The sequence below is a fragment of the Pseudomonas sp. RtIB026 genome (assembly GCF_016861355.2).
Classification (GTDB): Bacteria; Pseudomonadota; Gammaproteobacteria; order Pseudomonadales; family Pseudomonadaceae; genus Aquipseudomonas; species Aquipseudomonas peradeniyensis.
In genome coordinates this window covers 4,495,438-4,516,351 of the sequence record NZ_AP023348.2, presented here as the reverse complement: position 1 = coordinate 4,516,351, position 20,914 = coordinate 4,495,438, and the positions used below count along the sequence as shown (strand labels likewise).

Sequence of the window (20,914 nt, the reverse complement as noted above, 5' to 3'; positions counted from 1 at the left end):
AGGAATGTGCGGCTCCTGTGGGAGCGGGATTGCCCGCGATGGGCCGCAAAGCGGCCCCAATTCAAACGAATACACTGCGCAGATCCTCCATGAACGCCTGCTGCGCTTCACCTGGCTCCTGCCCACGGTGCCGCGCCAAGGTGAACGGCACCACGAAATCCAGTGTCGGGTCCAGCGCCCGCAACAACCCCTGGGCTTCCCAGGGCGCGGCGCAGTGGCGGGGCAGATAGCCGATATGCCGACCCGACAGGATCAACGTCAGCGCACTGTCGATCTGTTCCGCCACCGCCAGGCTGCGTCGGCTCTGGAAGGGCTCGCCCTGCTTGAGAAAACGGTAGGGATGGCAAACCTGGTCGGCCTCCAGCAATTGCTCGCGACTGACCTGGACCTGGTCGAACAGTTCATGCCCCTGGCCACAGTAGAGTCGCTGGCGTTCCTCGAACAGTGGCAGGTAGTCGAACGCCGCCTGGTTGCCGGAGAAGTAGCTGATGGCGCAATCCAGGCGCTGCTCCAGCAACAGCCGCTCGAGCTCGGCCGGCGGGGCGCTGGTCAGTTCCAGGCGCACATGTTCGTCGCGCTGGCGAAAGCGGGCGATGGCCCGGGCCAGGCGCAGGGTGACGTCGCGATCCTGGTTCTCGGCCAGGCCGACGCGCAGCGTGCCCAGCAAGCGCCCGGCCACACCGTTGGCCTGCTGGCGGAACTGCTCGATCTGCAGCAACAGGCCGCGGGTCGCCTGGAGCAGCAGCTCGCCTTTCTCGGTCAGCCGGAAACCGCCCTTGCCTCGACTGCACAGGCGATATCCCAGGCGGGTCTCCAGCCTGGCCATCTGCTGGCTGATGCTGGGCTGGCTGAGCCCCAGCACACCCTGGGCGGCGCTGAAGCCGCCGGCCTCGACTACAGTGACGAACAGCCGCAGCAGGTGCAGGTCCGGGTCGTGCAATTGTCCGAGCATCACATTGATCCTGGTGAATGTCAGCTTCGCAAAGTTGCCATTTTTACAATGTAACCCGGCAGGCATGCTGGCGGCATCCACCCCCACGCCGAGGTGCCCGCCATGCGTCGAACGTTGTGCCTGCTTTCATTGCTGATCGCCCTGCCGCTGCAGGCCGAGGAGAAGGTCGTCAACCTGTACAGCTGGGCCGACTATGTCGCCCCGCAAACCCTGGCGCGGTTCGAGCAGGAGACCGGCTACAAGGTCCGCTACGACACCTTCGACACCACCGAGGTGCTGGAGACCAAGCTGCTCACCGGCGGCAGCGGCTACGACGTGGTGGTGCCGTCGGCCACGGTGCTGGCCCGGGCGCTCAAGGCCGGCGCCCTGCAGCCGCTCGAGGCGCAGGCGATGCCCGGCTACGCCAACCTCGACCCGGACCTGCTGGCCAAGCTGGCCGAGGCCGACCCCGGCAACCGCCATGCGGTGCCATACACCTGGGGCACGCTGGGGCTGGGGGTGAATGTCGAGGCCGTGCGCCAGCGCCTGGGCGATGTGCCGCTGGACAGCCTCGACCTGTTGTTCAAGCCCGAATACGCCAGCCGCCTGAAGGACTGCGGGATCGCCATGCCGGACTCGCCCCAGGAGGTGATCGGCCTGACCCTCAACTACCTGGGCAAGGACCCGTACAGCCAGAGCAAGGCCGAACTGGACGCCGCCCAGGCACTGTTGCAGCAGTTGCAGCCGTCGATCAGCTACGTGGCCAACGGCCGCCAGATCAACGACCTGGCCAACGGCAGCGTGTGCCTGGCGCTGACCTACAACGGCGACGCGGCCATGGCCGCCGACCAGGCCCGTCGCGCCGGCAAGCCGTTCGAGCTGATCTACCGCATCCCCCGTGAGGGCACCCTGGTCTGGCAGGACAACCTGGTGATCCCCAAGGACGCGCCGCACCCCGAGGCGGCCCGTGCCTTCATCGCCTTCATGTTGCGCCCAGAATCGGTGGCGGCGCTGACCAACACGCTGTTCTTCGCCAACGCCAACCAGGCCGCGACGCCGCTGGTGGATGCGGCGATCCGCAATGACCCGGACATCTACCCGCCGGCCGAGGTGCGCCAGCGCCTGTTCGCCGACCGCAGCATGGCGCTGTCCGACCTGCGCCAGCGCAACCGCCTGTGGACCACCTTCCGCAGCCGCCAGTGAACAACAACGACAGGAGACAGACCGTGGACCTCGCCCAGGACAACGACCAGGCCATGACCCGTGACAGCCTCTACGGCACCGCCGCCGAGAGCACCTATGCTGGTATCACCAGTTTTTCCCGGCGCCGCTATAGCCGCGACCTGCGCGGTGTCGACGTGGTGGTCAGCGGTGTGCCGTTCGACACCGCCACCAGTAACCGCCCCGGCGCGCGCTTCGGCCCGCGGGCGATCCGCAACGCCTCGGTGCAGCAAGCCTGGGCCCGACACTGGCCCTGGACGTTCGACCCGTTCGATCACCTGGCGGTGATCGACTACGGCGACTGCGCGTTCGACAGCGGCACGCCCGCGTCGGTGCCGGACAGCATCGAGGCGCACGCCGAGCACATCCTCGAGGCCGGCTGCGCCATGCTCACCCTGGGTGGCGACCACTTCATCAGCTATCCGCTACTCAAGGCCCATGCCCGCCGGCATGGCCCGCTGGCGCTGGTGCACTTCGACGCCCACAGCGACACCTGGCCGGATGAGGAGGGCAAGCGCATCGACCACGGCACCATGTTCTGGCACGCGGCGCGCGAAGGCCTGGTGGATCCGGCGCACTCGGTGCAGATCGGCCTGCGCACCACCAATGACGACAGCCAGGGGTTCGCCATCCTCGATGCCCGCCAGGTACATCGTTCGGGCACCGAGGCGATCATCGCGGCTATCCGTCAGCGGGTGGGGGAGCGGCCGGTGTACCTGACCTTCGACATCGACTGCCTGGACCCGGCCTTCGCGCCCGGTACCGGCACGCCGGTATGCGGTGGGCTGAGCACGCTGCAGGCGCTGGAGATCCTCGGCGGCTTGCGCGGGATCAACCTGGTGGGCATGGACCTGGTGGAGGTGGCGCCGGCCTATGACCATGCCGATATCACCGCGCTGGCCGGGGCGACGCTGGCGATGGAGATGCTGTGCCTGTACGCGGCGCGGCACAAGGTGGATAAAGCCGGCTGACACCGGGGCTGCATGGCCGCCCCAAGGGGCCATACTGAAACATCAGGACCCATATTCATCCTTTTGCGTCGAACCCTGCGCGCTTTAGGCTATCCAACCCTGGAGCGCGCCTTTTCGTACCGGAGGTGAAGCATGAACCCCACCCTGCCAATCCTGGGCCTCGGCCTGTTGCTGGCCATGCCGCTCCAGGCGGCGCCCCTGCCGGCGCCGTTGCTCGCCGCCAACGACAGCAACAACCCGTACAACAGCCCGATCATGCGTGCCAACCCCAACAGCCGCCAGGGCAGCGTGCCCGCCACGCCGCCGGTGCGCGGCCCGTCCACGCAACCCAACCCGCGCCCGCCGACTCTCGACAACCGCGGTATCGGCAATGGCGAAAACCTGCGCCGCGAGCAGCAGACCCCGAACCTGGAACCCACCCGGCCACCACGCGATTCGCTGCGCGTGCCGTGAGCCCCTTCGAAGGAATCGAGCATGACGCCACGTACCTGGTTGACCACCCTGGCCGCCGCCAGCCTGTTTCCGCTGTTGGCCCAGGCGGCCGCCGAGCAGGAATTTCCCAGTGAAGCGGGGCAACTGACCGTCAGCACTGTCGCCGACGGCCTGCGCAACCCCTGGGCCCTGGCCTTCCTGCCGGGTGGCAAGGACATGCTGGTGAGTGAACGCCCCGGCAACCTGCGCATTGTCAGTGCAGAGGGCAAGGTCGGCCCGCCATTGTCCGGCGTGCCCAAGGTGTGGGCCGAAGGCCAGGGTGGCCTGCTCGACGTGGTGCTGTCGCCGGACTTCGACAAGGACCGAACGGTCTATCTGTCGTTCGCCGAAGAAGGCCCTGACGGCAAGGCGGGGACTGCGGTCGGCCGTGGCCAGCTGTCCCAGGACCGCGCGCGGTTGGAGAATTTCACGGTGATTTTCCGTCAGCAGCCCAAGCTCTCCGAAGGCAATCATTTCGGTTCGCGGCTGGTGTTCGACCGCGACGGTTACCTGTTCATCGCCTTGGGCGAGAACAACCAGCGGCCCACCGCCCAGGACCTGGACAAGCTGCAGGGCAAGATCGTGCGCATCCTGCCCGATGGCGAGGTACCCAAGGACAACCCCTTCGTCGGCCGCGACAATGTGCGCCCGGAGATCTGGTCGTTCGGCCACCGCAACCAGCAGGGCGCGGCGTTGAACCCCTGGACCGGCCAGCTGTGGACCCACGAGCATGGCCCCCGTGGCGGCGACGAGATCAACATTCCACGGCCCGGCAAGAACTACGGTTGGCCGATCGCCACCCATGGCATCAATTACTCGATGCTGCCGATCCCGGAAGCCAAGGGCAAGCACGTCGATGGCATGGTCGACCCGCATCATGTGTGGGAGAAGTCGCCGGGCATCAGCGGCATGGCGTTCTATGACAGCCCGACCTTCAAGGCGTGGGAACACAACCTGTTCATTGGCGCCCTGGCGACCCAGGAGTTGATCCGTTTGCAGCTCGATGGTGACAAGATCGTGCATGAAGAACGCTTGTTGGGCGATCTCAAGGCGCGGATCCGCGATGTGCGAGTGGGGCCGGATGGTTATGTGTATGTGCTGACCGATGCCAAGGACGGGGCATTGCTGAAGGTGGGCTTGAAGGACGGGTGATGGCTGAGGGGGCCTATCGCGGGGCAAGCCCGCTCCCACGCACGATAGGGGCGAAAGTGTCGTACCATGGCCGGCATGACGCCAGAATCCCTCTACCTCCAGGCCCTCACTGAACGCGGCTACTTTCCCGACCCGGACCAGGCGACCGCCGTCACTGCATTGCAGGCCTGCTTCGATGCCCTGGGCCAGGACAAGCCGACCCAGGGCCTGTACCTCTGGGGCCCGGTGGGCCGTGGCAAGACCTGGTTGATGGACCTGTTTCACCGTTCATTGTCGCTACCTGCCCGGCGACTGCACTTCCATCACTTCATGGCCTGGGTCCACCAGCGCCTGTTCCAGCTCAACGGCACCGCCGACCCGCTCAAGGCCCTGGCCCGCGAGTTGGCTGGCGATATTCGCGTGCTGTGTTTCGACGAGCTGTTCGTCAGCGATATCGGTGACGCGATCATCCTCGGCCGGTTGTTCCAGGTGCTGTTCGACCAGGGTGTGGTAATCGTCGCCACCTCCAACCAGCCCCCCGAGCAGCTGTACCGCGACGGCTTCAACCGCGAGCGCTTCCTGCCGGCCATCGCCGCCATCGAGCAGCATATGCGCGTGCTGTCGGTGGCCGGAGAGCAGGACCATCGCCTGCACCCGGGGGCACGGTTGCAACGCTACTGGGTGGCGCCAGCGGGAGGTGGCGGGGCGTTGTCGACGGTGTTCGACCAGTTGAGCCCGGATGACCCCGGCAGCGCGCAGGCCCTGCAGATCGGCTCGCGCCACGTTCAGGTCGTGCGCCACAGCCCGCGGGCGCTCTGGTGTCGATTTGCCGATCTGTGCGAGCAGCCCCTGGCCGCCATGGACTTCATGGCGTTGTGCGACCGTTACCCGGCCATTCTGCTGAGTGATGTGCCGGCCCTGGGCGGCGTGCAGCAGGCCGGGCGTATCGCCCGTGGCACTGAAGATGGCGCCGCCCGTGTCGAGGCCGGAGACCGCGAACTGCCGACGTTGGCGCCCAAGGATGACAGCGTGCGGCGTTTCATCGCGCTGGTCGACGAGTGCTACGACCGGCGGGTCGCGTTGTACCTGGAGGCCGAGGTCCCGCTGGAAGCGCTCTACACTCAAGGGTATCTGGCGTTCCCGTACCAACGGACCCTGAGCCGGCTACGGGAGATGCAACTGCAACGCTTCGCCTGAAGGAGTCGACCATGGAGCCGCTGTCGCATCATCTGCTGACCCAGGCCTACAACAATGGCTGGGCCAACCACCGCCTGTACAAGGCTTGCCTGCAACTGACCCAGGACGAGTTCGTCGCCCCCCGTTGCAGCTTCTTCCCCTCGATCAAGGCCACCCTCAACCACCTGTTGACGGTGGACTGGTTCTACCTGGACGCGCTGGAGTGCGAGCAGCGCGGGGCAACGCCCGACCCGGACGGCGAGCGCTTCTTCGTGCCCGAGCAGCCTTTCGCTACCTGTACCGACCTGCAAGCCCAGCAGGCCCAGGCCGACCAGCGGCTGATCGCTTACTGCCGGCAATTGCGCGATGACCAACTCGGGCGCTATGTCAGCATCGTGCGGCCGGAGCGGATGCAGCATGAGCCGCGCCTGCGCTTGCTGTCGCACCTGTTCGAGCACCAGATCCACCACCGCGGCCAGGTGCATGCGATGCTCAGCGACACGGCGGTCAGGCCTCCGCAACTGGACGAATTCTTCTGCGAAGAGGAGGCCTCGCTGCGCGCCGAGGACTTTGCCGCCCTGGGGTGGAGCGAAGCGCAGATCTGGGCGCAGCGCTGAACGCCATTCAGGGTGTTTCGCCGTCGGCCAGATCATGGGCGGCCTGAACCAGCTGTTCCAGTTGGTGATGCACCATGGCGCGGTCCATCTGCATCAGGGATTGGCGGTTCCATAGCACCTGGCAGCCCGTGATCGGGTCGAGGCCGAGCACGGGCTTGCAGGCGTCCTGGCAGAACAGGTTCTGCTGGCCCCAGCGTACGTCGTCGATGGCGGGTAGTTCGATGAACATCAGCAACTGGTCGGCGGGGTGCTCGGTCACGTTGCACACATGGGGGCCTACCCGCAGGCTGATCACCGGCTCGAAGGCCACTGGGGGATCCAGCTTCAAGGCCGCGTACAGCTGGGTCAACGCATAGTCATAGTTTGTGCCTGGCATGGCGAGTTCTCGTTGGAGGGGACCGCCACGGTAACGACCATGCTGCTTGCCCGACTATCGGAGGCTGTCGTCGTTTTTTAGCTGCTGGCTGTCGCTCACTTTCTGCCGTGCGCCAGGTTCAGCGAACTTCCTACAGATGGTGGCGAAATGCCTCCGCCCATTCCAGGACAATCCCTGCGTTCAAGCAGGGGAGGGCATCGTAGCCTATGGCCATGTCTACACCCGTTGAGCTTCGACGTGGTGTGTAAAGGGGTCTACGGGAAGTACGGCCTGGTGCGAGAGGGATTTCTCCAGTTGAGGACTGGTGTGTGCAAGGGCGGCAGTTGGATGTTGTCGGGGCGGGTTTTGCGTCCCAGGGGCAGGAAGGCTTCTACGCGATCATGGCAGGCGAGCTGGCCGTGCGCGAAAAAGACAATGTCATCGATCTACAGGCCGGCGAGCTGCTGTTCGTCAAGCGTGGCACCTACCTGGTGGCGACCCGATGGCAGGCGTGCCAGGTGCTGTGGCTGCCGCTGGACGTGAATTTCGTGCAGGCGTTCATGCAGCGCCACGGCCAGGAACTGAGCCATCTCGAGCGCTGCGGCGAGCCCGGTGTGAATACCTTGCGGCTTCACCCTTGCACTGCGGCGCAGGAATGCGTGACCCGCCTGGCGGGGCTCGAAGGCGAGGGGACCTCGTCGATGCTGGCAATGCTGCGCCTGGAGGAGCTGCTGTTGCTGCTGGTGTTCGGAGCACAAGGCAGGACGCTGTTGGCGGCCCTGCGGCAACAGGGCAATCGCCATGTCGATCGGCTGCACGCCTTCATGGAGCAGCACTACCTGCGCGAGTGGCGCCTGGACCAGTACGCCGAGGCCTTCGGGCTGGGCCTGACGGCATTCAAGAGCCTGTTCTGCTCCTTCTACAACTGCTCGCCGCGGGCCTGGATCACCGAGCGCCGGATTGTCCACGCGCATCATCTGCTGCTGAACACGCGCATGAGCATTGTCGACATCGCCATGGAAAGCGGCTTTTCCAGCCAGTCGTATTTCAGCCAGAGCTATCGCCGGCGTTTCGGTTGCACGCCCAGCGACGCCCGTCGCTAGACGCCAACCCCTACCTCGCATGGACAAGACCCGTATGAACAGACTTTCCACGCAGCTGGCCCGCCGGCTGGGCATGGCGCCATGGCTGGCCGATGATGCTGGCGGCTACCACCTGTGCATTGATGGCCATGGCCTGCGGCTCGAACCGCGTGGCGTACGGCTGGTGGTTCGCAGCTCGCTGTCGTCGGTGGTCGGTCAAGGCGCCAGTCTCGACCAACAGGTCCTGCGCCGCCTGTCGGGCATGCTCGTTGCGTGGGCTGCGCAGTGCCCGCAGCGGTTGGCACTGACACCTGAGGGAGAACTGCTGCTTGAGGCCTGGATAGACCTGTCAAAGGGCGATGTGGATGCCCTTGAGCATGTGCTCGGGGTTCAGCTCGCCCTGCTGAATGTCCTGTGCACGTTCCGTCGCGGCCCGACACCCCTGATTGCCCGGGGAGCAAGCGTATGGCTGCCATGAGATCGCTTGCCACCGGCCTGGCAGCCCTGCTGGCCAGTCTTTTCGCCCAGGGCGAGCCGCTGGATTGGGCGGACGAGCCGTTCCACTACATCGCCCAAGGCGAGAGCCTGCGCGACGTGCTGACCAATTTTGCCACCAACTATCAGGGTTCGGTGGTGGTCAGCGACAAGGTCAGGGACCAGGTTAGCGCCACCTTCGAGCAGCCGGACCCGCAGGCGTTTCTCGAGCAGGTCGCGGTGCTCTACAACCTGGCCTGGTACTACGACGGCGCGGTGCTGCATGTCGACAAGTCGAGCGAAGTGCAGACCCGCCTGATCCACCTGGACAGGGTACGCGAGCCGCAACTACGTGCGGCGCTCCAGGAGGGTGGTGGCTGGACCTCGCGCTTTGCCTGGCGTGCCACGTCGGGTGGACGGCTGGTGTATGCGTCGGGACCGCCCCGCTATCTGGACCGGGTCGAGCAGACCGTCAAGGCCCTGGAGCAGCAGGCCAGCCTGCAGGATGAACTGGGTGGCAGCCTGAGCGTCGAGGTGATCCCACTCCGGCATGCGGTGGCCGTGGACCGCGAGATCGACTATCGCGACCAGAAGGTGGCGGTGCCCGGCGTGGCCACGCTCCTTTCCCGGGTGCTGGCCGATGCCAATGTGGTGGCGGTCGACGGCCAGTCCGTGGGAGAGGGCGCGCCCGTGCGTGCCGGCCGGGCCGTGGTCCAGGCCGAACCGTCGATCAATTCCATCATCGTGCGTGATCACGCCGAGCGCCTGCCCATGTACCGGCGCCTGGTCATGGCGCTGGACCGGCCGGCGGCGCGGATAGAGGTAGGCCTGACGATCCTCGATATCAACGCCGAACACCTGGATGAGCTGGGCGTGGAATGGCAGTTCGGAGTCGGTAAGCATCAACTGATGGACATCCGAACCCAAGCGGGATTGGCGCAAACCACGTTGGCTGGCAGCCTGGTCGATAGTCGGGGATTGAACCGGCTGCTGGCCAAGATCACCCTGATGCAGGGCGAGGGTCATGCCCAGGTGGTATCACGCCCGACCTTGCTGACCCAGGAAAACACCCTGGCGGTGATCGATCACAGCGAAACCTACTATGTGCGGGTGATGGGCGAGCGGGTGGCCGAGCTCAAGGCCATTACCTACGGCACCTTGCTGAAGATGACGCCACGCCTGATCCGCAGCGCGGACCGGCCGGAAATCAGCCTGAGCCTGCATATCGAGGATGGCAGCCAGAAGCCCAACAGCACCGGGTCCGATGGCATTCCCACCATCAGCCGCACGGTCATCGACACGCTGGCCCGGGTAGACCTTGGGCAGAGTCTGATGATCGGCGGCATCCATCGCGACGAGACGAGCGAAAGCATCCGCAAGGTCCCGTTGCTGGGTGACATTCCCTTCCTGGGCGCCTTGTTCCGCTATCAGTCGAGCAACACCCGTCGTTCGGTGCGCCTGTTCCTGATCGAGCCGAGGCTGATTGACCCCGGGCTTGGCGAGCGTGCCTGATATGACCTGGAAACTGCGGCTCTACAGCGGTTTGAATGCCGGCGCCGAGGTGTCCCTGATGCCTGGGCGGGTGGTCATCGGCGCCGATCCGGCCCAGGCCGACCTGGTGCTGGCGGATACGGGCATTGCCGCCATTCACCTGGTGCTGATGGTCGAGGCCGGTGGCGTACGCCTGCTGGAGTGGGGTTCGAGCGAAGCACCCACCCAGGATGGACGAGAGGTGGCAGCGCAGGCCGAACTCCAGGCATTGGCGACTCAATGTTGCGGTCCGTTGCAGTGGGCCTTTTGCAATCAAGACGACCTGTTCGCCGAGTGGCTTCCCGCGCAGCGTCCTCGGTCAGGCTTGCGCCACGGCTGGTTCATGGTGCCGGGTGCCGGGTTGCTTTTGCTGCTCGTGTTGCTCACGCGATTGTTGATTGCCGACGCTGAGGCACAGGATACGCCAACAGCAGTGGCAGCGCCCGTCGAGCAACCGCCCCAGCCCCAGGAGCAAGCCCGGACGCGGCTGGCGCAACTGCTGCGCGAATGGCGCCTGGAGGACACTTTGAGCGTGACCGACCAGGGACACACCCTGGTGCTGCGCGGGGCGCTGCGCGAGCGCCAGCTTCAGGACTACCAGAACCTGCAGCGACAGTACCGCGAGGCATTCGGCGACCACCCATCATTGCGCTTGGTCGACGAGGGCAGGGCACCTGCGCCCGCGAAACTCGATTTCCCTGTTCGAGGCGTCTCACTGGGGCGGTTGCCCTACGTGACGCTGAGCGACAACCGCCGTTACCCAGTTGGGGCACTGATGCCCTCCGGCATTCGCATCCTGGCGATCGATCGGCAGGCGATCACGCTGAGCAAGGGTGGCCGGGACTACGTGATCAACCTGAAGGAGAGACCGGCAGATGATGGATGAACTCATGTGGGAGGTTCGTGATCCGCGTAAGCAAGCGCGAATGTTCTCGGTGCTGGAGCACGCACGGCAGGCCTGTGCCAGGCAGTTGTCGGAGCCGCTGCCACCTTCCGAGTTCCAGGAATTGCACCAACAAATGGCAGCCCTTGAAGCAGCCTTGAAGATACTCGAGAAACTGGAGGAACACTGAAATGACGAACATCAGCAGCGGCTTCTACGACGGCACCAACAACACCATGGACATGGTCCACGAGGGCATGGTCAAGCAGGCGCAACAAGCCAACAAGGCGGTGCTCGACGCCTTGCAGAAGCTCAACGAGAAAAGTGACGACCCCGCATTGCTGGCTGACATGCGCCACCGCTCGAACATCTGGTCGAACGTGTTCCAGGTCGACGCCACCCTGGGCCAGACCTTCAAGAACACCATCAGCAGCATTTTGCAGAAGTTCTGAGCATGAACCATTCCGTGAACAATCTGCTGGCCCGCCTGGGCCTGCTGGGTGTCGAACATCGTCACCATGAAGAGGCGCTGTTCATCGCGCAGTGGCTGGTTCGTGAGCCGGCGACGATGGAGGCGGCTTGTGCGATACGCATTGCCAGCCTGATGGGGCAGGGGCGGTGCGAGGAGGCGTTGGCGGAGGGCAACCAGGCGCCATGGCCATCCCTGGGGCCGTGGCTGGCGCTGTGCGAGCGTCAGTTGGGCTACATGGCCGTGCTCGAGCGGCGTCTCGAGGGCATGGCGCAGAGCGGTGATCCTGACCTGGTCCGCTTTGCCCAGGGCATGCGCGCCCAGGTGGTGGCATGAGTCCGCTGGCCTCGGCGCTTGTGTCTGGTGCGCAAGGTGCACTGATCGCGTTGCCCACGCACAGTGATCAAGACGCAGCCGAGTTCCAGGCAAGCCTTGTTGAACATCAAACCCGCGAACAGGTGTCCTCGGAACTGACGCAGCAAACGAGGCTGCAAGTGCTCGCCATGGCGATGGACCTGCTGAATGATTCCTTCACGGTGGAGGGCGGCTCATGAATGGCATTACCGAGGTAACCCGGGTTGTCACCGACCTGCAGTCCCTGTCAGCACCGGCTGCCGATTCCCGGCAGGTGGCCGAGTTCGAGCAAGCGCTTTCCGGTGCCGCCGACAGCCCTGGCGATGGACTGCTGCACCAGATAGGGCAGCTCCACCAGCAGCATACCGAAGCCCGGCAGGGCGCGCAGGCCAGCCTGGTCTCGCGCACGGGGGACCCCGTGGCACTGATGGACGCCCATTGGTCGCTGATCCGCAGCAACCTGCAGGTAGAGTTGATCGCCAAGGGTGTCGGGCGCACCACGCAGAACATCGAAACCCTCATGAAAGCCCAGTAGGTGTCCTGTGAAAAGATCATGGCAGTGCATGCTGCTTCTGGCAGTGCTGACACTGGGCGGGTGCAGGGTCGAGCTTTACCTTGGCCTCGCCCAGCGCGAGGCCAACGAAATGCTCGCGGTGCTGGACACCGAGGGCATCGCAGCGGTGAAGGCCCAGGACAAGGACGGCAAGGTGAAGATCCTGATCGACGAAGCCGATATCGGCCACGCGGTGGCGGCGCTCAAGCGTCAGGGCTATCCGCGGGAGATGTTCTCCACAGTCAATGACGTGTTTCCCCGGGACAGCCTGATCTCCTCGCCCTTGGAGGAACAGGCGCGGCTGACCTATGTGAAGTCCCAGGAACTGTCGCGGACCTTGTCGGAGATCGATGGTGTACTGGTGGCCCGGGTGCACGTGGTATTGCCGGAGCCCCGTGACGGCCTGCGCGCGCAGGCCGGCGTAGCGTCGGCGTCGATCTTTATCAAACATGCGGCGGATGCGGCGCTGGAGCTGTACATCGGGCAGATGAAACAGCTGTTGAGCAACAGCATCGAAGGCCTGGACTACGAGCGCATCAGCGTGGTGCTGGTGCCGTCGACCCAGGCGCGTCAACCGCTGGCGGGCCTGCGCCATGTCACGCTGTTGTCGATCCAGGTTCTGGAAGGTTCGCGCTGGCGGCTTGTGGCGCTGCTGGGCGTGCTGCTCGGGGTGCTGGTACTGAGCAACCTGGCGCAGTACCTGTGGTGGCGTCAGAGAGCATGACCGAGTTCCAGTTTCGTTACTGCCTGGCGCACTACCTGCATTCGACCCACTGTCCCGAAGCGCTGGATCAGATGGTTCAGGCCTTGCCGTACTGGCGGGAGAGTCGTGAGGTCAACGGCTGGCTGATGTCGGTGCTGGCGCTGTGCGAGCCGTTCGACTTGCCAGAACGACTCGGTAGGCTGGCCCTGTTTTCACAGCCGGCGTTGGAGCGGGTGTTGGCCAGTTTGGGCGGCCTGCTGCATGGCCAGGCCATCCGACAAGTACTCGAACGGTCGGGGCAGGCGCGGTTGCGGGCGGCACTCGACCCACAGGGCCTGCGCTATTGCCTGGAAAAGTGGTGTCTCGTCATTGGCCCTTGGCCTGTGGGCTGGCAACAGGCGCTGCCAGCCGGTGACCTGGACGCGTACCTGCCTGGTTGTGGCTTGGCGTTCTGGCTGCAGGCATGCGGTGAGGTCGATTCGGGGTTCGCTCGGCGTCTGAACCTGCGCCTGCCCGCCGTGACTGCAATGCCGACTTGGCCGATGGACGATGAACAACGCGTCCTGGCACGCACCCTTTGCCTGAAAGTGGCCCGAGACAGGAGCCCGGAATGTTGCCATTTATTGAGTTGAATGAGGCCCGGCCGATGATCGACCCGAGCATGAACGTATTGCGCAGCACTGACTATCAGCAGTACCTCGATGCCAGCGTACTGACCGAAAACGCACGTCAGCGTGCCCGGGATATCGATGCCCGGGCCGATGCGGTGCTCGAGGAGCATCAGCGGCTCGGGCGGGAGGTCGGGCTGGAAATGGCCGCCATCGAACAGGTGGCGTTGCTGCATGGGACACGCTTGCGCTGCGATGCCTTCTATCGCCAGGTCGACCAGCAGATGAGCGAGGTGGTGCGCCAGGCCGTGTGCAAGGTGCTGGGGGAGTACCCTGATATCGAGCTGACACTGGCCGCGACCCGTCAGGCGCTGGCGCAGGTTCAGCCAATGGAAGCGTTGTTGCTGCACGTAGGGCCCGATCAGTTGCCTGAGGTTCGCCAGCGTTTGGATGAAGTGCTCGCGCTATATCCCGAGGTCGGGCCTGTCGAGGTATGCGCCGATGCCAGGCTAGCGCGAGGCGGCTGTCGCCTGGAGACCGCAGGCTGCGTGATCGATGCCAGTATCGAAGGGCAGTTGGCCGCGTTGCAGCGGGCGCTGACGCAACGGCACCTTGACGATGAGGCTGGAACGCCATGAACGAAGCCGTGTTGGCCGCAGCCGCGCGGGCGATCCGTGATGATCAGGAGCGCGATGCGTTGCTCCAGGTGTTCTGGACACAGCTTCGCCAGCCTGCTCGGAATCTGGCGAGGGAGCGCGCAGAAACCGTGCCTGTGCGCCGGCCATTGCCGCAGCGTGGGATCCTGGTCTAGCGCTCCCATCTCCATTGTCCTGGACCTGTGGGAGCAACTGTCTTGCTCAATTTTTAGAATCTGGCGCGATCCCTGTGGGAGCGGGTTTACCCGCGAACACCAGCGAAGCTGGTGCCAACCACCGCGGCGCTTGCTTCGCGGGTAAACCCGCTCCCACAGGGACCTTGGTTTGCCTGTGGTTTACGTTATCTATGCCATCTCCTCCTGCGCCTGCAACCAGCGAATCACCTCGGCCACCGGCTGGATCAACTCGCCGGGAATGTACTGCTCCACCCGGCTGTCGGCGAATAGCGCCCGGGCCAGGGGAATACGTTCGAGCACCGGTACTCCTTCTTCCTCGGCAATCCGCCGCACCAGCAGGGCCTGCTCGTCGGTGTACTTGAGGGTGACCAGCGGCAAGGGTGTTTCCCCGGGTTTGTAGCGCAGGCCCACGGCGATATGGGTCGGGTTGGCGACGATGACCGACGAGCGCCTGACCTCCGCTCGCAACGTGCCGTTGTGCATTTCGCGATGGCGCTTGCGGCGCTCGCGCTTGAGCTCGGGGGCGCCCTCCATCTCCTTGTGCTCGCGCTTGACCTCTTCCTTGCTCATGCGCAATTGCTTGAGATGCTGCCAGCGCTCCAGGCCGTAGTCGGCTGCCGAGATCGCCAGGAAACCCACGGCACAGACCCCGATCAGTCTGCCCATCAGGCTGCCCAGCAACGGCAGGATGCACTCGATGCCGCACGATGACACCCGCAGCAGCGTGCGCAGGTGGTCGCTGAGCAGGCCAAGCACCAGCGCGCCGAGCAGCAGTACCTTGAGCGACGACTTGAGGAAATCGAACACGTTCCTGACCGAGAAGATTCGTTTCACCCCCTCCAGTGGACTGACTTTCTTCAGGTCGGGTGAGAGCGACTGGCCGCTGAACACGAAGCCGGTCTGCAGCAGGTTGCCGGCGATGGCGGCGAGCACGGCCGTCAGCAGGAACGGCAGGGTGAGCCATAGCAACTCATGCAGCAGTTGCTCGAGCATCAGCTCCAGCGCTTGGCGAAAGGGCAGGTGGAGCAGGGGGGCGGGGAGCATCATCAGCTCACGCAGATGCCCGAGAAAGTAATCGGGAAAAGCCATGGGCAACGCAACCAGGCTCAGGATCAGCACTGTGGAGACCAGCTCCTTGCTTTTGGCCACCTGACCGTTGCGGCGCGCATCGCGCAATTTTGCCCGTGTGGGCTGTTCAGTTTTCTCGCTGCTCATGGTTGCTCCAGCAACGGAGCGAGCAGACTTGCCTTGGCCAGCGCGATGGACACCTGATCCTCGGCCAGTGTCATCAGCAGGACCAGGTACGGCACAAGTAGCGTGCTGCAGACCAGGCTCTTGATCGGCATGGACAGGATGAACACGTTCAGCGACGGCGCGAAGCGGCTGACCAGGGCCAGGCCGAGTTCGGCGAGGAACATGGCGATCAGCAAGGGTGCTGCGAACAGCACGCACAGGGCCAGCAGGTAATCGAACTGGGCCAGGAAGAAGGTGTTCCACTGGCTGCCGATGTGTGGGTAGAAGCTTGCCACCGGCCAGCTGGCGTAACTGCCCAGCAGTGCCCCCAGCAACCCCAGGAAGGCGCCGCCGGTGAAGAACAGGGTAAGGAGCGTCTGCGCCAGCAAGGTGCCGGAGGGGCTGGTCTGGCTGCCCAGCAGCGGGTTGAGGGTGGAGGCCAGGGTGGCGCCGCGCTGGTTGTCGATGAGAAAACCGCAGGCCTCCAGGGCCCAGAACGGGATGACCACCACAAAGCCCAGCAGCAGGCCGAGCAGCACTTCCTTGCCGATCAGCAGCCCCAGCTGCAACCCGTCCAGCTCGGCGGGCAGGGTACCGGCCACGCAGGGGTAGATGAACAGCGCCAGCGAACAGGCCACGCCATTGCGCACCAGCGCGCCGCCCAGTACCTGCTTGCCGAGGATCGGCAGCAGGAGAAAGCAGCCGAACAACCGGGGCAGGATCAGGCTGAAGCCCAGCAGCATCTGTTCAAGTGTCTGGACCGTCATCGCACCGAGGGAATCCGGTTGAGCACCAGGTCGGTGTAGCGATATAGCTCGCTGCCCATCCAGTCGGCGGTGACGAACAGGGTGACGACCACCGCCACCAGCTTGGCGACGAAGCCCAGGGTCTGTTCCTGCACCTGGGTCAACGCCTGCACCAGGGATATCAGGGTGCCCACCAGCGCGGCCATCAATACTGTCGGCAGGGAAAGGACCAGCACCAGCCACAGCGACTGGCTGGCGAAGTGCAACACTTCGGTACTGTGCATGTCAGCCTCCGTAGCTCAGCACCAGGCCATGGGAGAGTCGTCCCCAGCCGTCGAGCAGGACGAACAGCAGCAGCTTGAAGGGCAGTGAAATGGTCACCGGCGAGACCATCATCATGCCCATGGCCAGGAGGATGTTGGAGATGATCAGGTCGATGGCGATGAAGGGCAGGCAGATCAGGAAGCCGATCTCAAAGGCCCGGCTCAGTTCGCTGATGGTGAACGCCGGCAGTAGCACCAGCAGGCTGTTGCCATCGATCCGCTCGGCGTAGTGGCTGGGCCATAGCTGGCGGGCGCTGTCGAGGAAGAAGGCGCGTTCGCGCTCGTTGACCTGGCCATCGAGGAAGGCGCGAAACGGCGCCATGCCTTCGTCGAGAAAACGTTCGACCGAGCGGGCATCGCCGAGGGTCGTTTCATGGGCGTTCAGGTAGTCGTAGGTAGCCATGCCCACCGGGGCCATGACGTAGATACTGAGAATGATCGCCAGGCCGTACAGGGCCATGTTCGGCGGAATCTGCTGGACACCCAGGGCATTGCGCAGCAACGAGAAGACCACGGCCATCTTCAGGAACGAGGTGGCCATGACCGCGATGAAGGGCACCAGCGACAGCAGCGCCAGGCCGAGGATCAGGCTCAGTTCGTTCGGCAGCTGGATCATGTCGGTTGCTGTTCCAGCAGGCGGTTGATCCGCACCCCGAGGCGGCCGTCGATCTGCACCAGCAGACCGGTGCCGACACAGCGCTGGTTGGCGAGGATACGCACCTGGGCATCCAGCGGGCTGTGCAGTTCGATCAGCGCTCCAGGTTGCAGGGTCGACAGCGTGTGCAGGTCGAGGGTCTGGCGACCGACTTCGAAACTGACCGGTATTGGTAGTTGCTCCAGTGTTTCCAGGGCGGTGTCGGTCACAGGGGGGGTGTCGTGCATGCGGACTAGCTCCAGGTGTGTGTCGTCGAGTTGCAGTTCGGCCCAGGGGTGGCCATCGAGCACGCCCAACAGTCGCGGGGAGCTTGGCGTACCTGCGGGCAGCAGCAGGATGTCGCCCGTGCCGAGGTCGCGCAGCTCGTGCAACGTCAGTTCGAGGGGTCGCCACTGCAGCGAGAGGTTCAGCAGGATGTTCAGGCGTTCGCGCAGTGGACGCCGTGGCAAGACCGTCAGCAGGCGCTCGCTGTCGCCTTGCACCCAGCAGGGCAGCAGGCCTTGCGTGCTGCTCAGCGTCACTTGCAGACCGGGTGTGCGGTCGATGGTTTCTGCTGGCTCGATGCCCAGGCATTGCAGGCCGGGCAGGCGAGGAGTGTCCCGTTGCAGCACCGCCAACTGCAGTGCGCTGGGGAGGCTGGCAAAGTCGGCGGCCTGCAACTGCGGTGCAAGCCATTGCGCCAGCTGCTGCCGACGACACAGCAGGCGAGTCGGTACGCCGAGCCAATCGATCTGCACGGCCAGATCCAGGTCATCGCCTGGAACGCTGACACTCAGCGAGACCTGCCCTTGATCGTCGGCATAATGGGGTTGGCGATGGCTCAGTAACTGCTGCAAGCGCAGTTCCTGGGTGTGGGCGGCAGGCAAGTTCAATGTACTCATGGTTCAGGCCAGCCTTCGTCCTCTACATGGCGCTTGTTGCGTGAGCCTTGCTGGCTGTCGCCATTTGCGCCGAAGCCGAGGCTGACCGGCTGCGCGGGATCGAGCCGTTGCAGACGCTCAAGCAGGTCCGTACCGGCTACCTGCAATTGCCGCAGGGCGGCTGGCGCCGCCTGGACCTCCACCTGCAGGCCAGCGCTCACAGGGTTCATGCGTACTTCGACATGGCCCAGCTGAGGTAACTGCACCTGCAACAGGGCCTGTTCGCGGGTACCCGTCCTGCTGGCGAACAGTTGCAATTGCAGGCGCTCCACAAGCGTCTGCAGATCCTGGATGGGGGCCGCGACAGTTGCCGGCAAGGCCCTGTCGATCAGGGGGCGCTCGCCCGATGAGGCAGGGGGCGCAAGGATTGGCTCGATATCACTGGGTAGCAGACGATCCGGCACGTTGTCGGTACTGTCGCGGACGGTTTGCAGGCCCGCATCGGCACGGCTTGCTTCGGTCAATGAGGTCGGCTCGACCTCATCAAGTATCGCTGGCATGGGCTCCGGAAGGGGGCGTTCGATGACGTTCTCGATCAGCGCAGGTCGTTCTGCTGCGCAGGCGGGTGGGCACTTTGCGATCAAGGCAGCCATGCTCAGGACCACTTGGGTGACAGGGCGTTCAGGGCTGGCCTCGTCCCGGGCAGGTCGAAGGCCTGTATCCTGCGGCGCGCTGCGCTTGAACCGTGGAATTTCCAGCAGGTGTTCGAACAACAGTCGCTGCTCGTTGCAAGGCCCACGTTCAGGCGGGTCAGGCAATGGGTTGTCCGGCAGCGCAGGAACAGGCTGGGTGTTCAGCATGGCGAGCCTCCCTGGCCATGGCACTCCTCCACTTCGAGCTCCTGGCTGTGCTCTGTGCGCCGAGCGGCTTGCCGGGATGCCTGCTCGTGCAGTTGCTTGAAGCTGTCCAGCTGTTGTCTGGCCTGGGCAAGTTTCGCTTGCGCCTGCTGGCGTGCGGTGTGCTGGCGCGCCAGTGCATTCTCGCAGGCCACGACTTGTCCACGCAGGCTCGCTTCCCGCTCGCCGAGCAGGCCGACCTGGCGACGCCACTGTTCCAGGTCATGGCGCTTGGTCAGGCGCCCCACCTGCGCATCGAACAGGCGCTGCTCCTCTTCGCGGGACCAGCACCGATACGTCAGGTGCGCCTCGAGCGATTTTGCCTTGTCCGCCTGTGCCGCCTGCAAGCGGGCCTGCTGATTGCGCGCTTCGTGCTCGGCCCGTTGCAGTCGGCGTTGCTTGATGGATAACAGGGTGGTCAAGGGCACCGGGCGATCTCCAGCAGTTGTTCGAGGCTCTGCTGCAGCGAACTGTGTTCGTGCGGTGCCTGGCACAGCCAGGCACGAATGGCATCGTGCTTGTCGATGGCCAGGTCCACGGCAGGGGCCTGGCCTCGGGAGTATTCGCCGACTCGCAGCAGCAGTTCGACGTCTTCATAGCGCGCCATCCACTGGCGCAACTGGCTGGCGGCGGCACGGTGGGCAGGGCTGACCACCTGGTGCATGACCCGGCTGACCGAGCGCAGCACGTCGATGGCCGGGTAGTGGTTGGCCGCCCCCAGCGCCTGTGACAGCACGATATGGCCATCGAGGATCGAGCGGGTTTCCTCGGCGATCGGTTCGTTCAGGTCGTCGCCCTCCACCAGCACGGTGTAGAGCGCGGTGATCGAGCCCTTGTCCGAGTGCCCGGCGCGCTCGAGCAGGCGTGGCAACTGGGCGAACACCGAGGGCGGAAAGCCGCGTCGGGTCGGCGGTTCACCCGCGGCCAGGCCGATCTCGCGTTGGGCCCTGGCGAAGCGGGTCAGCGAGTCCATCAGCAACAGGACCTTGCAACCCTGGTCGCGGAAATACTCGGCCACGGTGGTGGCGACGAAGCCCGCCCGGGCCCGCTCCATCGCCGGGCGGTCGGAGGTCGAAACCACCAGCACCGCGCGGCGCAGCCCGTGTTCGCCAAGCTCGTGATGAATGAACTCGCGCACCTCGCGACCGCGCTCGCCGATCAGCGCAAGGACGATCACGTCGGCCTTCGCGTTGCGCATCAACGAGGCCAGCAGCGTGCTCTTGCCGCCGCCGGCAGGGGCGAAGATGCCGACGCGTTGCCCTTCGGCGCAGGTGAGCAGGCCATCGATGCAACGGATGCCCAGGCTCAAGGGGGTGTCGACCAGCTTGCGGCTCAAGGGCGCCGGCGCATCCCGGTGCACCGGGTACCAGGCCTGTGGTGTGGCCGGCATGCTGCCGTCGAGCGGGTTGCCGAAGCCGTCAAGCACTGTTCCCAGCAAATGATCCCCCACGCCCACGCGGTGCATGCTCCCGGTGGGGCAGACCTCGGTGCGCGTGCAAAGGCCCTGCATGTCGCCCAGCGGGGCGAGCAACGCCTGGTCCTGTTGCAGGCCGATGACCTCGGCCAGCAGCGCCTGCTCATGGTTGGGCCTGCGCAGTCGGCATAGCTCGCCGACCTGCACGCCGGGCGCCAGCGCACGGATCAGGGTGCCGGTGACCTGGGTGACCTTGCCGTTGACCTGGACCAGGGTGGCGCCGTTCACGGCAGACTTCAGGGTCTGGGGAATCTGCAGCAGCGATGGCGACATGGGTACGATGTGGGTGCGTGAATGAAGGGGACCATTCTAGGAAGCCTGCCCGGGGATGGATTTCACTGTGAGTCGCATGTTTTTAGATTCCGG

The 20,914-nt window shown here is 64.9% G+C and carries 29 protein-coding genes; 19 read left to right on the top strand and 10 right to left on the bottom strand.

Annotated elements, in window-relative coordinates; genetic code table 11:
• Positions 1-61: 61 nt before the first annotated feature.
• A complete protein-coding gene (locus PRtIB026_RS20225; protein WP_203651950.1) occupies positions 62-952 on the bottom strand; it encodes a LysR family transcriptional regulator in 891 nt (296 codons plus the stop codon).
• Between the two features lie 102 nt (positions 953-1,054).
• Between PRtIB026_RS20225 and PRtIB026_RS20220 the strand changes: the two genes are divergently transcribed.
• The 6 genes from PRtIB026_RS20220 (at position 1,055) to PRtIB026_RS20195 (ending at position 6,518) form a co-directional block, all read left to right on the top strand.
• A complete protein-coding gene (locus PRtIB026_RS20220) occupies positions 1,055-2,134 on the top strand; it encodes an extracellular solute-binding protein (protein ID WP_203651953.1) in 1,080 nt (359 codons plus the stop codon).
• Positions 2,135-2,157: 23 nt separating this feature from the next.
• Positions 2,158-3,123 (top strand): agmatinase, encoded by a 966-nt coding sequence (gene speB / locus PRtIB026_RS20215; protein WP_203651955.1) that lies wholly within the window; start codon positions 2,158-2,160, stop codon positions 3,121-3,123.
• A 132-nt stretch (positions 3,124-3,255) separates the two neighbouring features.
• Positions 3,256-3,576 carry a hypothetical protein gene (locus tag PRtIB026_RS20210; protein WP_203651957.1) on the top strand — a complete coding sequence of 107 codons (321 nt, stop codon included), beginning with the start codon at positions 3,256-3,258 and terminating at the stop codon, positions 3,574-3,576.
• 21 nt (positions 3,577-3,597) lie between these two features.
• Positions 3,598-4,746: a PQQ-dependent sugar dehydrogenase gene (locus PRtIB026_RS20205; RefSeq protein ID WP_203651959.1), complete on the top strand. Its 1,149-nt coding sequence runs from the start codon at positions 3,598-3,600 to the stop codon at positions 4,744-4,746.
• Positions 4,747-4,821: 75 nt separating this feature from the next.
• Positions 4,822-5,922: a cell division protein ZapE gene (zapE, locus tag PRtIB026_RS20200; protein ID WP_203651962.1), complete on the top strand. Its 1,101-nt coding sequence runs from the start codon at positions 4,822-4,824 to the stop codon at positions 5,920-5,922.
• A gap of 11 nt (positions 5,923-5,933) precedes the next feature.
• Positions 5,934-6,518 carry a DinB family protein gene (locus tag PRtIB026_RS20195; RefSeq protein ID WP_232856993.1) on the top strand — a complete coding sequence of 195 codons (585 nt, stop codon included), beginning with the start codon at positions 5,934-5,936 and terminating at the stop codon, positions 6,516-6,518.
• A gap of 7 nt (positions 6,519-6,525) precedes the next feature.
• Here the strand turns inward: PRtIB026_RS20195 and PRtIB026_RS20190 are convergent, their stop codons facing one another.
• Entirely contained in the window at positions 6,526-6,894 is a 369-nt protein-coding gene (locus tag PRtIB026_RS20190; RefSeq protein WP_203651964.1) for a CesT family type III secretion system chaperone, read from the bottom strand.
• 380 nt (positions 6,895-7,274) lie between these two features.
• Between PRtIB026_RS20190 and PRtIB026_RS20185 the strand changes: the two genes are divergently transcribed.
• From PRtIB026_RS20185 to PRtIB026_RS20120, 13 genes are read left to right on the top strand one after another with little or no spacing between them, the layout of a single operon-like run.
• Positions 7,275-7,976: a helix-turn-helix transcriptional regulator gene (locus PRtIB026_RS20185; protein WP_267812789.1), complete on the top strand. Its 702-nt coding sequence runs from the start codon at positions 7,275-7,277 to the stop codon at positions 7,974-7,976.
• Positions 7,977-8,010: 34 nt separating this feature from the next.
• The gene (locus PRtIB026_RS20180; protein ID WP_203651967.1) at positions 8,011-8,433 is read left to right on the top strand and encodes a CesT family type III secretion system chaperone; all 423 of its coding nucleotides are present in this window, start codon (positions 8,011-8,013) and stop codon (positions 8,431-8,433) included.
• Complete coding sequence (sctC, locus tag PRtIB026_RS20175) at positions 8,421-9,941, top strand: type III secretion system outer membrane ring subunit SctC (protein ID WP_203651968.1); 1,521 nt, start codon at positions 8,421-8,423, stop codon at positions 9,939-9,941. The genes PRtIB026_RS20180 and sctC overlap by 13 nt, the downstream gene beginning before the upstream one ends.
• A 1-nt stretch (position 9,942) precedes the next feature.
• Positions 9,943-10,845 carry an FHA domain-containing protein gene (locus PRtIB026_RS26490; protein ID WP_203651969.1) on the top strand — a complete coding sequence of 301 codons (903 nt, stop codon included), beginning with the start codon at positions 9,943-9,945 and terminating at the stop codon, positions 10,843-10,845.
• The gene (locus tag PRtIB026_RS20160) at positions 10,835-11,032 is read left to right on the top strand and encodes an EscE/YscE/SsaE family type III secretion system needle protein co-chaperone (protein ID WP_203651970.1); all 198 of its coding nucleotides are present in this window, start codon (positions 10,835-10,837) and stop codon (positions 11,030-11,032) included. Before PRtIB026_RS26490 ends, PRtIB026_RS20160 begins: the two co-directional genes overlap by 11 nt.
• 1 nt (position 11,033) lies before the next feature.
• Complete coding sequence (locus PRtIB026_RS20155; RefSeq protein ID WP_203651971.1) at positions 11,034-11,294, top strand: EscF/YscF/HrpA family type III secretion system needle major subunit; 261 nt, start codon at positions 11,034-11,036, stop codon at positions 11,292-11,294.
• Between the two features lie 2 nt (positions 11,295-11,296).
• Positions 11,297-11,647 carry a YscG family type III secretion system chaperone gene (locus PRtIB026_RS20150; RefSeq protein ID WP_203651973.1) on the top strand — a complete coding sequence of 117 codons (351 nt, stop codon included), beginning with the start codon at positions 11,297-11,299 and terminating at the stop codon, positions 11,645-11,647.
• Positions 11,644-11,865 (top strand): hypothetical protein, encoded by a 222-nt coding sequence (locus PRtIB026_RS20145; protein ID WP_203651975.1) that lies wholly within the window; start codon positions 11,644-11,646, stop codon positions 11,863-11,865. Before PRtIB026_RS20150 ends, PRtIB026_RS20145 begins: the two co-directional genes overlap by 4 nt.
• The gene (gene sctI / locus PRtIB026_RS20140; protein ID WP_203651978.1) at positions 11,862-12,200 is read left to right on the top strand and encodes a type III secretion system inner rod subunit SctI; all 339 of its coding nucleotides are present in this window, start codon (positions 11,862-11,864) and stop codon (positions 12,198-12,200) included. Before PRtIB026_RS20145 ends, sctI begins: the two co-directional genes overlap by 4 nt.
• 28 nt (positions 12,201-12,228) lie before the next feature.
• Entirely contained in the window at positions 12,229-12,942 is a 714-nt protein-coding gene (gene sctJ / locus PRtIB026_RS20135; protein ID WP_203651980.1) for a type III secretion system inner membrane ring lipoprotein SctJ, read from the top strand.
• Positions 12,939-13,553, top strand: coding sequence for a SctK family type III secretion system sorting platform protein (locus PRtIB026_RS20130; protein ID WP_203651982.1), 615 nt, complete (start codon positions 12,939-12,941; stop codon positions 13,551-13,553). Before sctJ ends, PRtIB026_RS20130 begins: the two co-directional genes overlap by 4 nt.
• Positions 13,532-14,167 (top strand): HrpE/YscL family type III secretion apparatus protein, encoded by a 636-nt coding sequence (locus tag PRtIB026_RS20125; protein ID WP_203651984.1) that lies wholly within the window; start codon positions 13,532-13,534, stop codon positions 14,165-14,167. The genes PRtIB026_RS20130 and PRtIB026_RS20125 overlap by 22 nt, the downstream gene beginning before the upstream one ends.
• Positions 14,164-14,340 carry a hypothetical protein gene (locus tag PRtIB026_RS20120; RefSeq protein WP_203651987.1) on the top strand — a complete coding sequence of 59 codons (177 nt, stop codon included), beginning with the start codon at positions 14,164-14,166 and terminating at the stop codon, positions 14,338-14,340. The genes PRtIB026_RS20125 and PRtIB026_RS20120 overlap by 4 nt, the downstream gene beginning before the upstream one ends.
• A 189-nt stretch (positions 14,341-14,529) precedes the next feature.
• Here the strand turns inward: PRtIB026_RS20120 and sctU are convergent, their stop codons facing one another.
• Genes sctU through sctN form a run of 8 tightly spaced genes read right to left on the bottom strand, consistent with a single transcriptional unit; the run spans position 14,530 to position 20,821 of the window.
• Positions 14,530-15,576, bottom strand: coding sequence for a type III secretion system export apparatus subunit SctU (sctU, locus tag PRtIB026_RS20115; protein ID WP_203651989.1), 1,047 nt, complete (start codon positions 15,574-15,576; stop codon positions 14,530-14,532).
• Positions 15,573-16,361 carry a type III secretion system export apparatus subunit SctT gene (gene sctT, locus PRtIB026_RS20110; RefSeq protein ID WP_203651991.1) on the bottom strand — a complete coding sequence of 263 codons (789 nt, stop codon included), beginning with the start codon at positions 16,359-16,361 and terminating at the stop codon, positions 15,573-15,575. The genes sctU and sctT overlap by 4 nt, the downstream gene beginning before the upstream one ends.
• A complete protein-coding gene (gene sctS / locus PRtIB026_RS20105) occupies positions 16,358-16,624 on the bottom strand; it encodes a type III secretion system export apparatus subunit SctS (protein WP_203651993.1) in 267 nt (88 codons plus the stop codon). Before sctS ends, sctT begins: the two co-directional genes overlap by 4 nt.
• 1 nt (position 16,625) lies before the next feature.
• Positions 16,626-17,279: a type III secretion system export apparatus subunit SctR gene (gene sctR / locus PRtIB026_RS20100; protein ID WP_203651994.1), complete on the bottom strand. Its 654-nt coding sequence runs from the start codon at positions 17,277-17,279 to the stop codon at positions 16,626-16,628.
• Entirely contained in the window at positions 17,276-18,199 is a 924-nt protein-coding gene (gene sctQ / locus PRtIB026_RS20095) for a type III secretion system cytoplasmic ring protein SctQ (RefSeq protein ID WP_232857010.1), read from the bottom strand. Before sctQ ends, sctR begins: the two co-directional genes overlap by 4 nt.
• Entirely contained in the window at positions 18,196-19,038 is an 843-nt protein-coding gene (locus PRtIB026_RS20090) for a type III secretion system needle length determinant (RefSeq protein WP_203651995.1), read from the bottom strand. Before PRtIB026_RS20090 ends, sctQ begins: the two co-directional genes overlap by 4 nt.
• Complete coding sequence (gene sctO, locus PRtIB026_RS20085; protein WP_203651996.1) at positions 19,032-19,502, bottom strand: type III secretion system stalk subunit SctO; 471 nt, start codon at positions 19,500-19,502, stop codon at positions 19,032-19,034. The genes PRtIB026_RS20090 and sctO overlap by 7 nt, the downstream gene beginning before the upstream one ends.
• Positions 19,493-20,821, bottom strand: a complete 1,329-nt coding sequence (gene sctN, locus PRtIB026_RS20080) for a type III secretion system ATPase SctN (RefSeq protein ID WP_267812787.1) — start codon at positions 20,819-20,821, stop codon at positions 19,493-19,495. Before sctN ends, sctO begins: the two co-directional genes overlap by 10 nt.
• Positions 20,822-20,914 lie beyond the last annotated feature (93 nt).

Excerpts from the sequence above, each read along its gene's own strand:
- PRtIB026_RS20225 (WP_203651950.1), bottom strand. The coding sequence starts at position 952 with ATGCTCGGACAATTGCACGACCCGGACCTGCACCTGCTGCGGCTGTTC.
- PRtIB026_RS20220 (WP_203651953.1), top strand. The coding sequence starts at position 1,055 with ATGCGTCGAACGTTGTGCCTGCTTTCATTGCTGATCGCCCTGCCGCTG.
- PRtIB026_RS20210 (WP_203651957.1), top strand. The coding sequence starts at position 3,256 with ATGAACCCCACCCTGCCAATCCTGGGCCTCGGCCTGTTGCTGGCCATG.
- PRtIB026_RS20205 (WP_203651959.1), top strand. The coding sequence starts at position 3,598 with ATGACGCCACGTACCTGGTTGACCACCCTGGCCGCCGCCAGCCTGTTT.
- zapE (WP_203651962.1), top strand. The coding sequence starts at position 4,822 with ATGACGCCAGAATCCCTCTACCTCCAGGCCCTCACTGAACGCGGCTAC.
- PRtIB026_RS20195 (WP_232856993.1), top strand. The coding sequence starts at position 5,934 with ATGGAGCCGCTGTCGCATCATCTGCTGACCCAGGCCTACAACAATGGC.
- PRtIB026_RS20190 (WP_203651964.1), bottom strand. The coding sequence starts at position 6,894 with ATGCCAGGCACAAACTATGACTATGCGTTGACCCAGCTGTACGCGGCC.
- PRtIB026_RS20185 (WP_267812789.1), top strand. The coding sequence starts at position 7,275 with ATGGCAGGCGAGCTGGCCGTGCGCGAAAAAGACAATGTCATCGATCTA.
- PRtIB026_RS20180 (WP_203651967.1), top strand. The coding sequence starts at position 8,011 with ATGAACAGACTTTCCACGCAGCTGGCCCGCCGGCTGGGCATGGCGCCA.
- sctC (WP_203651968.1), top strand. The coding sequence starts at position 8,421 with ATGGCTGCCATGAGATCGCTTGCCACCGGCCTGGCAGCCCTGCTGGCC.
- PRtIB026_RS26490 (WP_203651969.1), top strand. The coding sequence starts at position 9,943 with ATGACCTGGAAACTGCGGCTCTACAGCGGTTTGAATGCCGGCGCCGAG.
- PRtIB026_RS20160 (WP_203651970.1), top strand. The coding sequence starts at position 10,835 with ATGATGGATGAACTCATGTGGGAGGTTCGTGATCCGCGTAAGCAAGCG.
- PRtIB026_RS20155 (WP_203651971.1), top strand. The coding sequence starts at position 11,034 with ATGACGAACATCAGCAGCGGCTTCTACGACGGCACCAACAACACCATG.
- PRtIB026_RS20150 (WP_203651973.1), top strand. The coding sequence starts at position 11,297 with ATGAACCATTCCGTGAACAATCTGCTGGCCCGCCTGGGCCTGCTGGGT.
- PRtIB026_RS20145 (WP_203651975.1), top strand. The coding sequence starts at position 11,644 with ATGAGTCCGCTGGCCTCGGCGCTTGTGTCTGGTGCGCAAGGTGCACTG.
- sctI (WP_203651978.1), top strand. The coding sequence starts at position 11,862 with ATGAATGGCATTACCGAGGTAACCCGGGTTGTCACCGACCTGCAGTCC.
- sctJ (WP_203651980.1), top strand. The coding sequence starts at position 12,229 with ATGCTGCTTCTGGCAGTGCTGACACTGGGCGGGTGCAGGGTCGAGCTT.
- PRtIB026_RS20130 (WP_203651982.1), top strand. The coding sequence starts at position 12,939 with ATGACCGAGTTCCAGTTTCGTTACTGCCTGGCGCACTACCTGCATTCG.
- PRtIB026_RS20125 (WP_203651984.1), top strand. The coding sequence starts at position 13,532 with ATGTTGCCATTTATTGAGTTGAATGAGGCCCGGCCGATGATCGACCCG.
- PRtIB026_RS20120 (WP_203651987.1), top strand. The coding sequence starts at position 14,164 with ATGAACGAAGCCGTGTTGGCCGCAGCCGCGCGGGCGATCCGTGATGAT.
- sctU (WP_203651989.1), bottom strand. The coding sequence starts at position 15,576 with ATGAGCAGCGAGAAAACTGAACAGCCCACACGGGCAAAATTGCGCGAT.
- sctT (WP_203651991.1), bottom strand. The coding sequence starts at position 16,361 with ATGACGGTCCAGACACTTGAACAGATGCTGCTGGGCTTCAGCCTGATC.
- sctS (WP_203651993.1), bottom strand. The coding sequence starts at position 16,624 with ATGCACAGTACCGAAGTGTTGCACTTCGCCAGCCAGTCGCTGTGGCTG.
- sctR (WP_203651994.1), bottom strand. The coding sequence starts at position 17,279 with ATGATCCAGCTGCCGAACGAACTGAGCCTGATCCTCGGCCTGGCGCTG.
- sctQ (WP_232857010.1), bottom strand. The coding sequence starts at position 18,199 with ATGAGTACATTGAACTTGCCTGCCGCCCACACCCAGGAACTGCGCTTG.
- PRtIB026_RS20090 (WP_203651995.1), bottom strand. The coding sequence starts at position 19,038 with ATGCTGAACACCCAGCCTGTTCCTGCGCTGCCGGACAACCCATTGCCT.
- sctN (WP_267812787.1), bottom strand. The coding sequence starts at position 20,821 with ATGTCGCCATCGCTGCTGCAGATTCCCCAGACCCTGAAGTCTGCCGTG.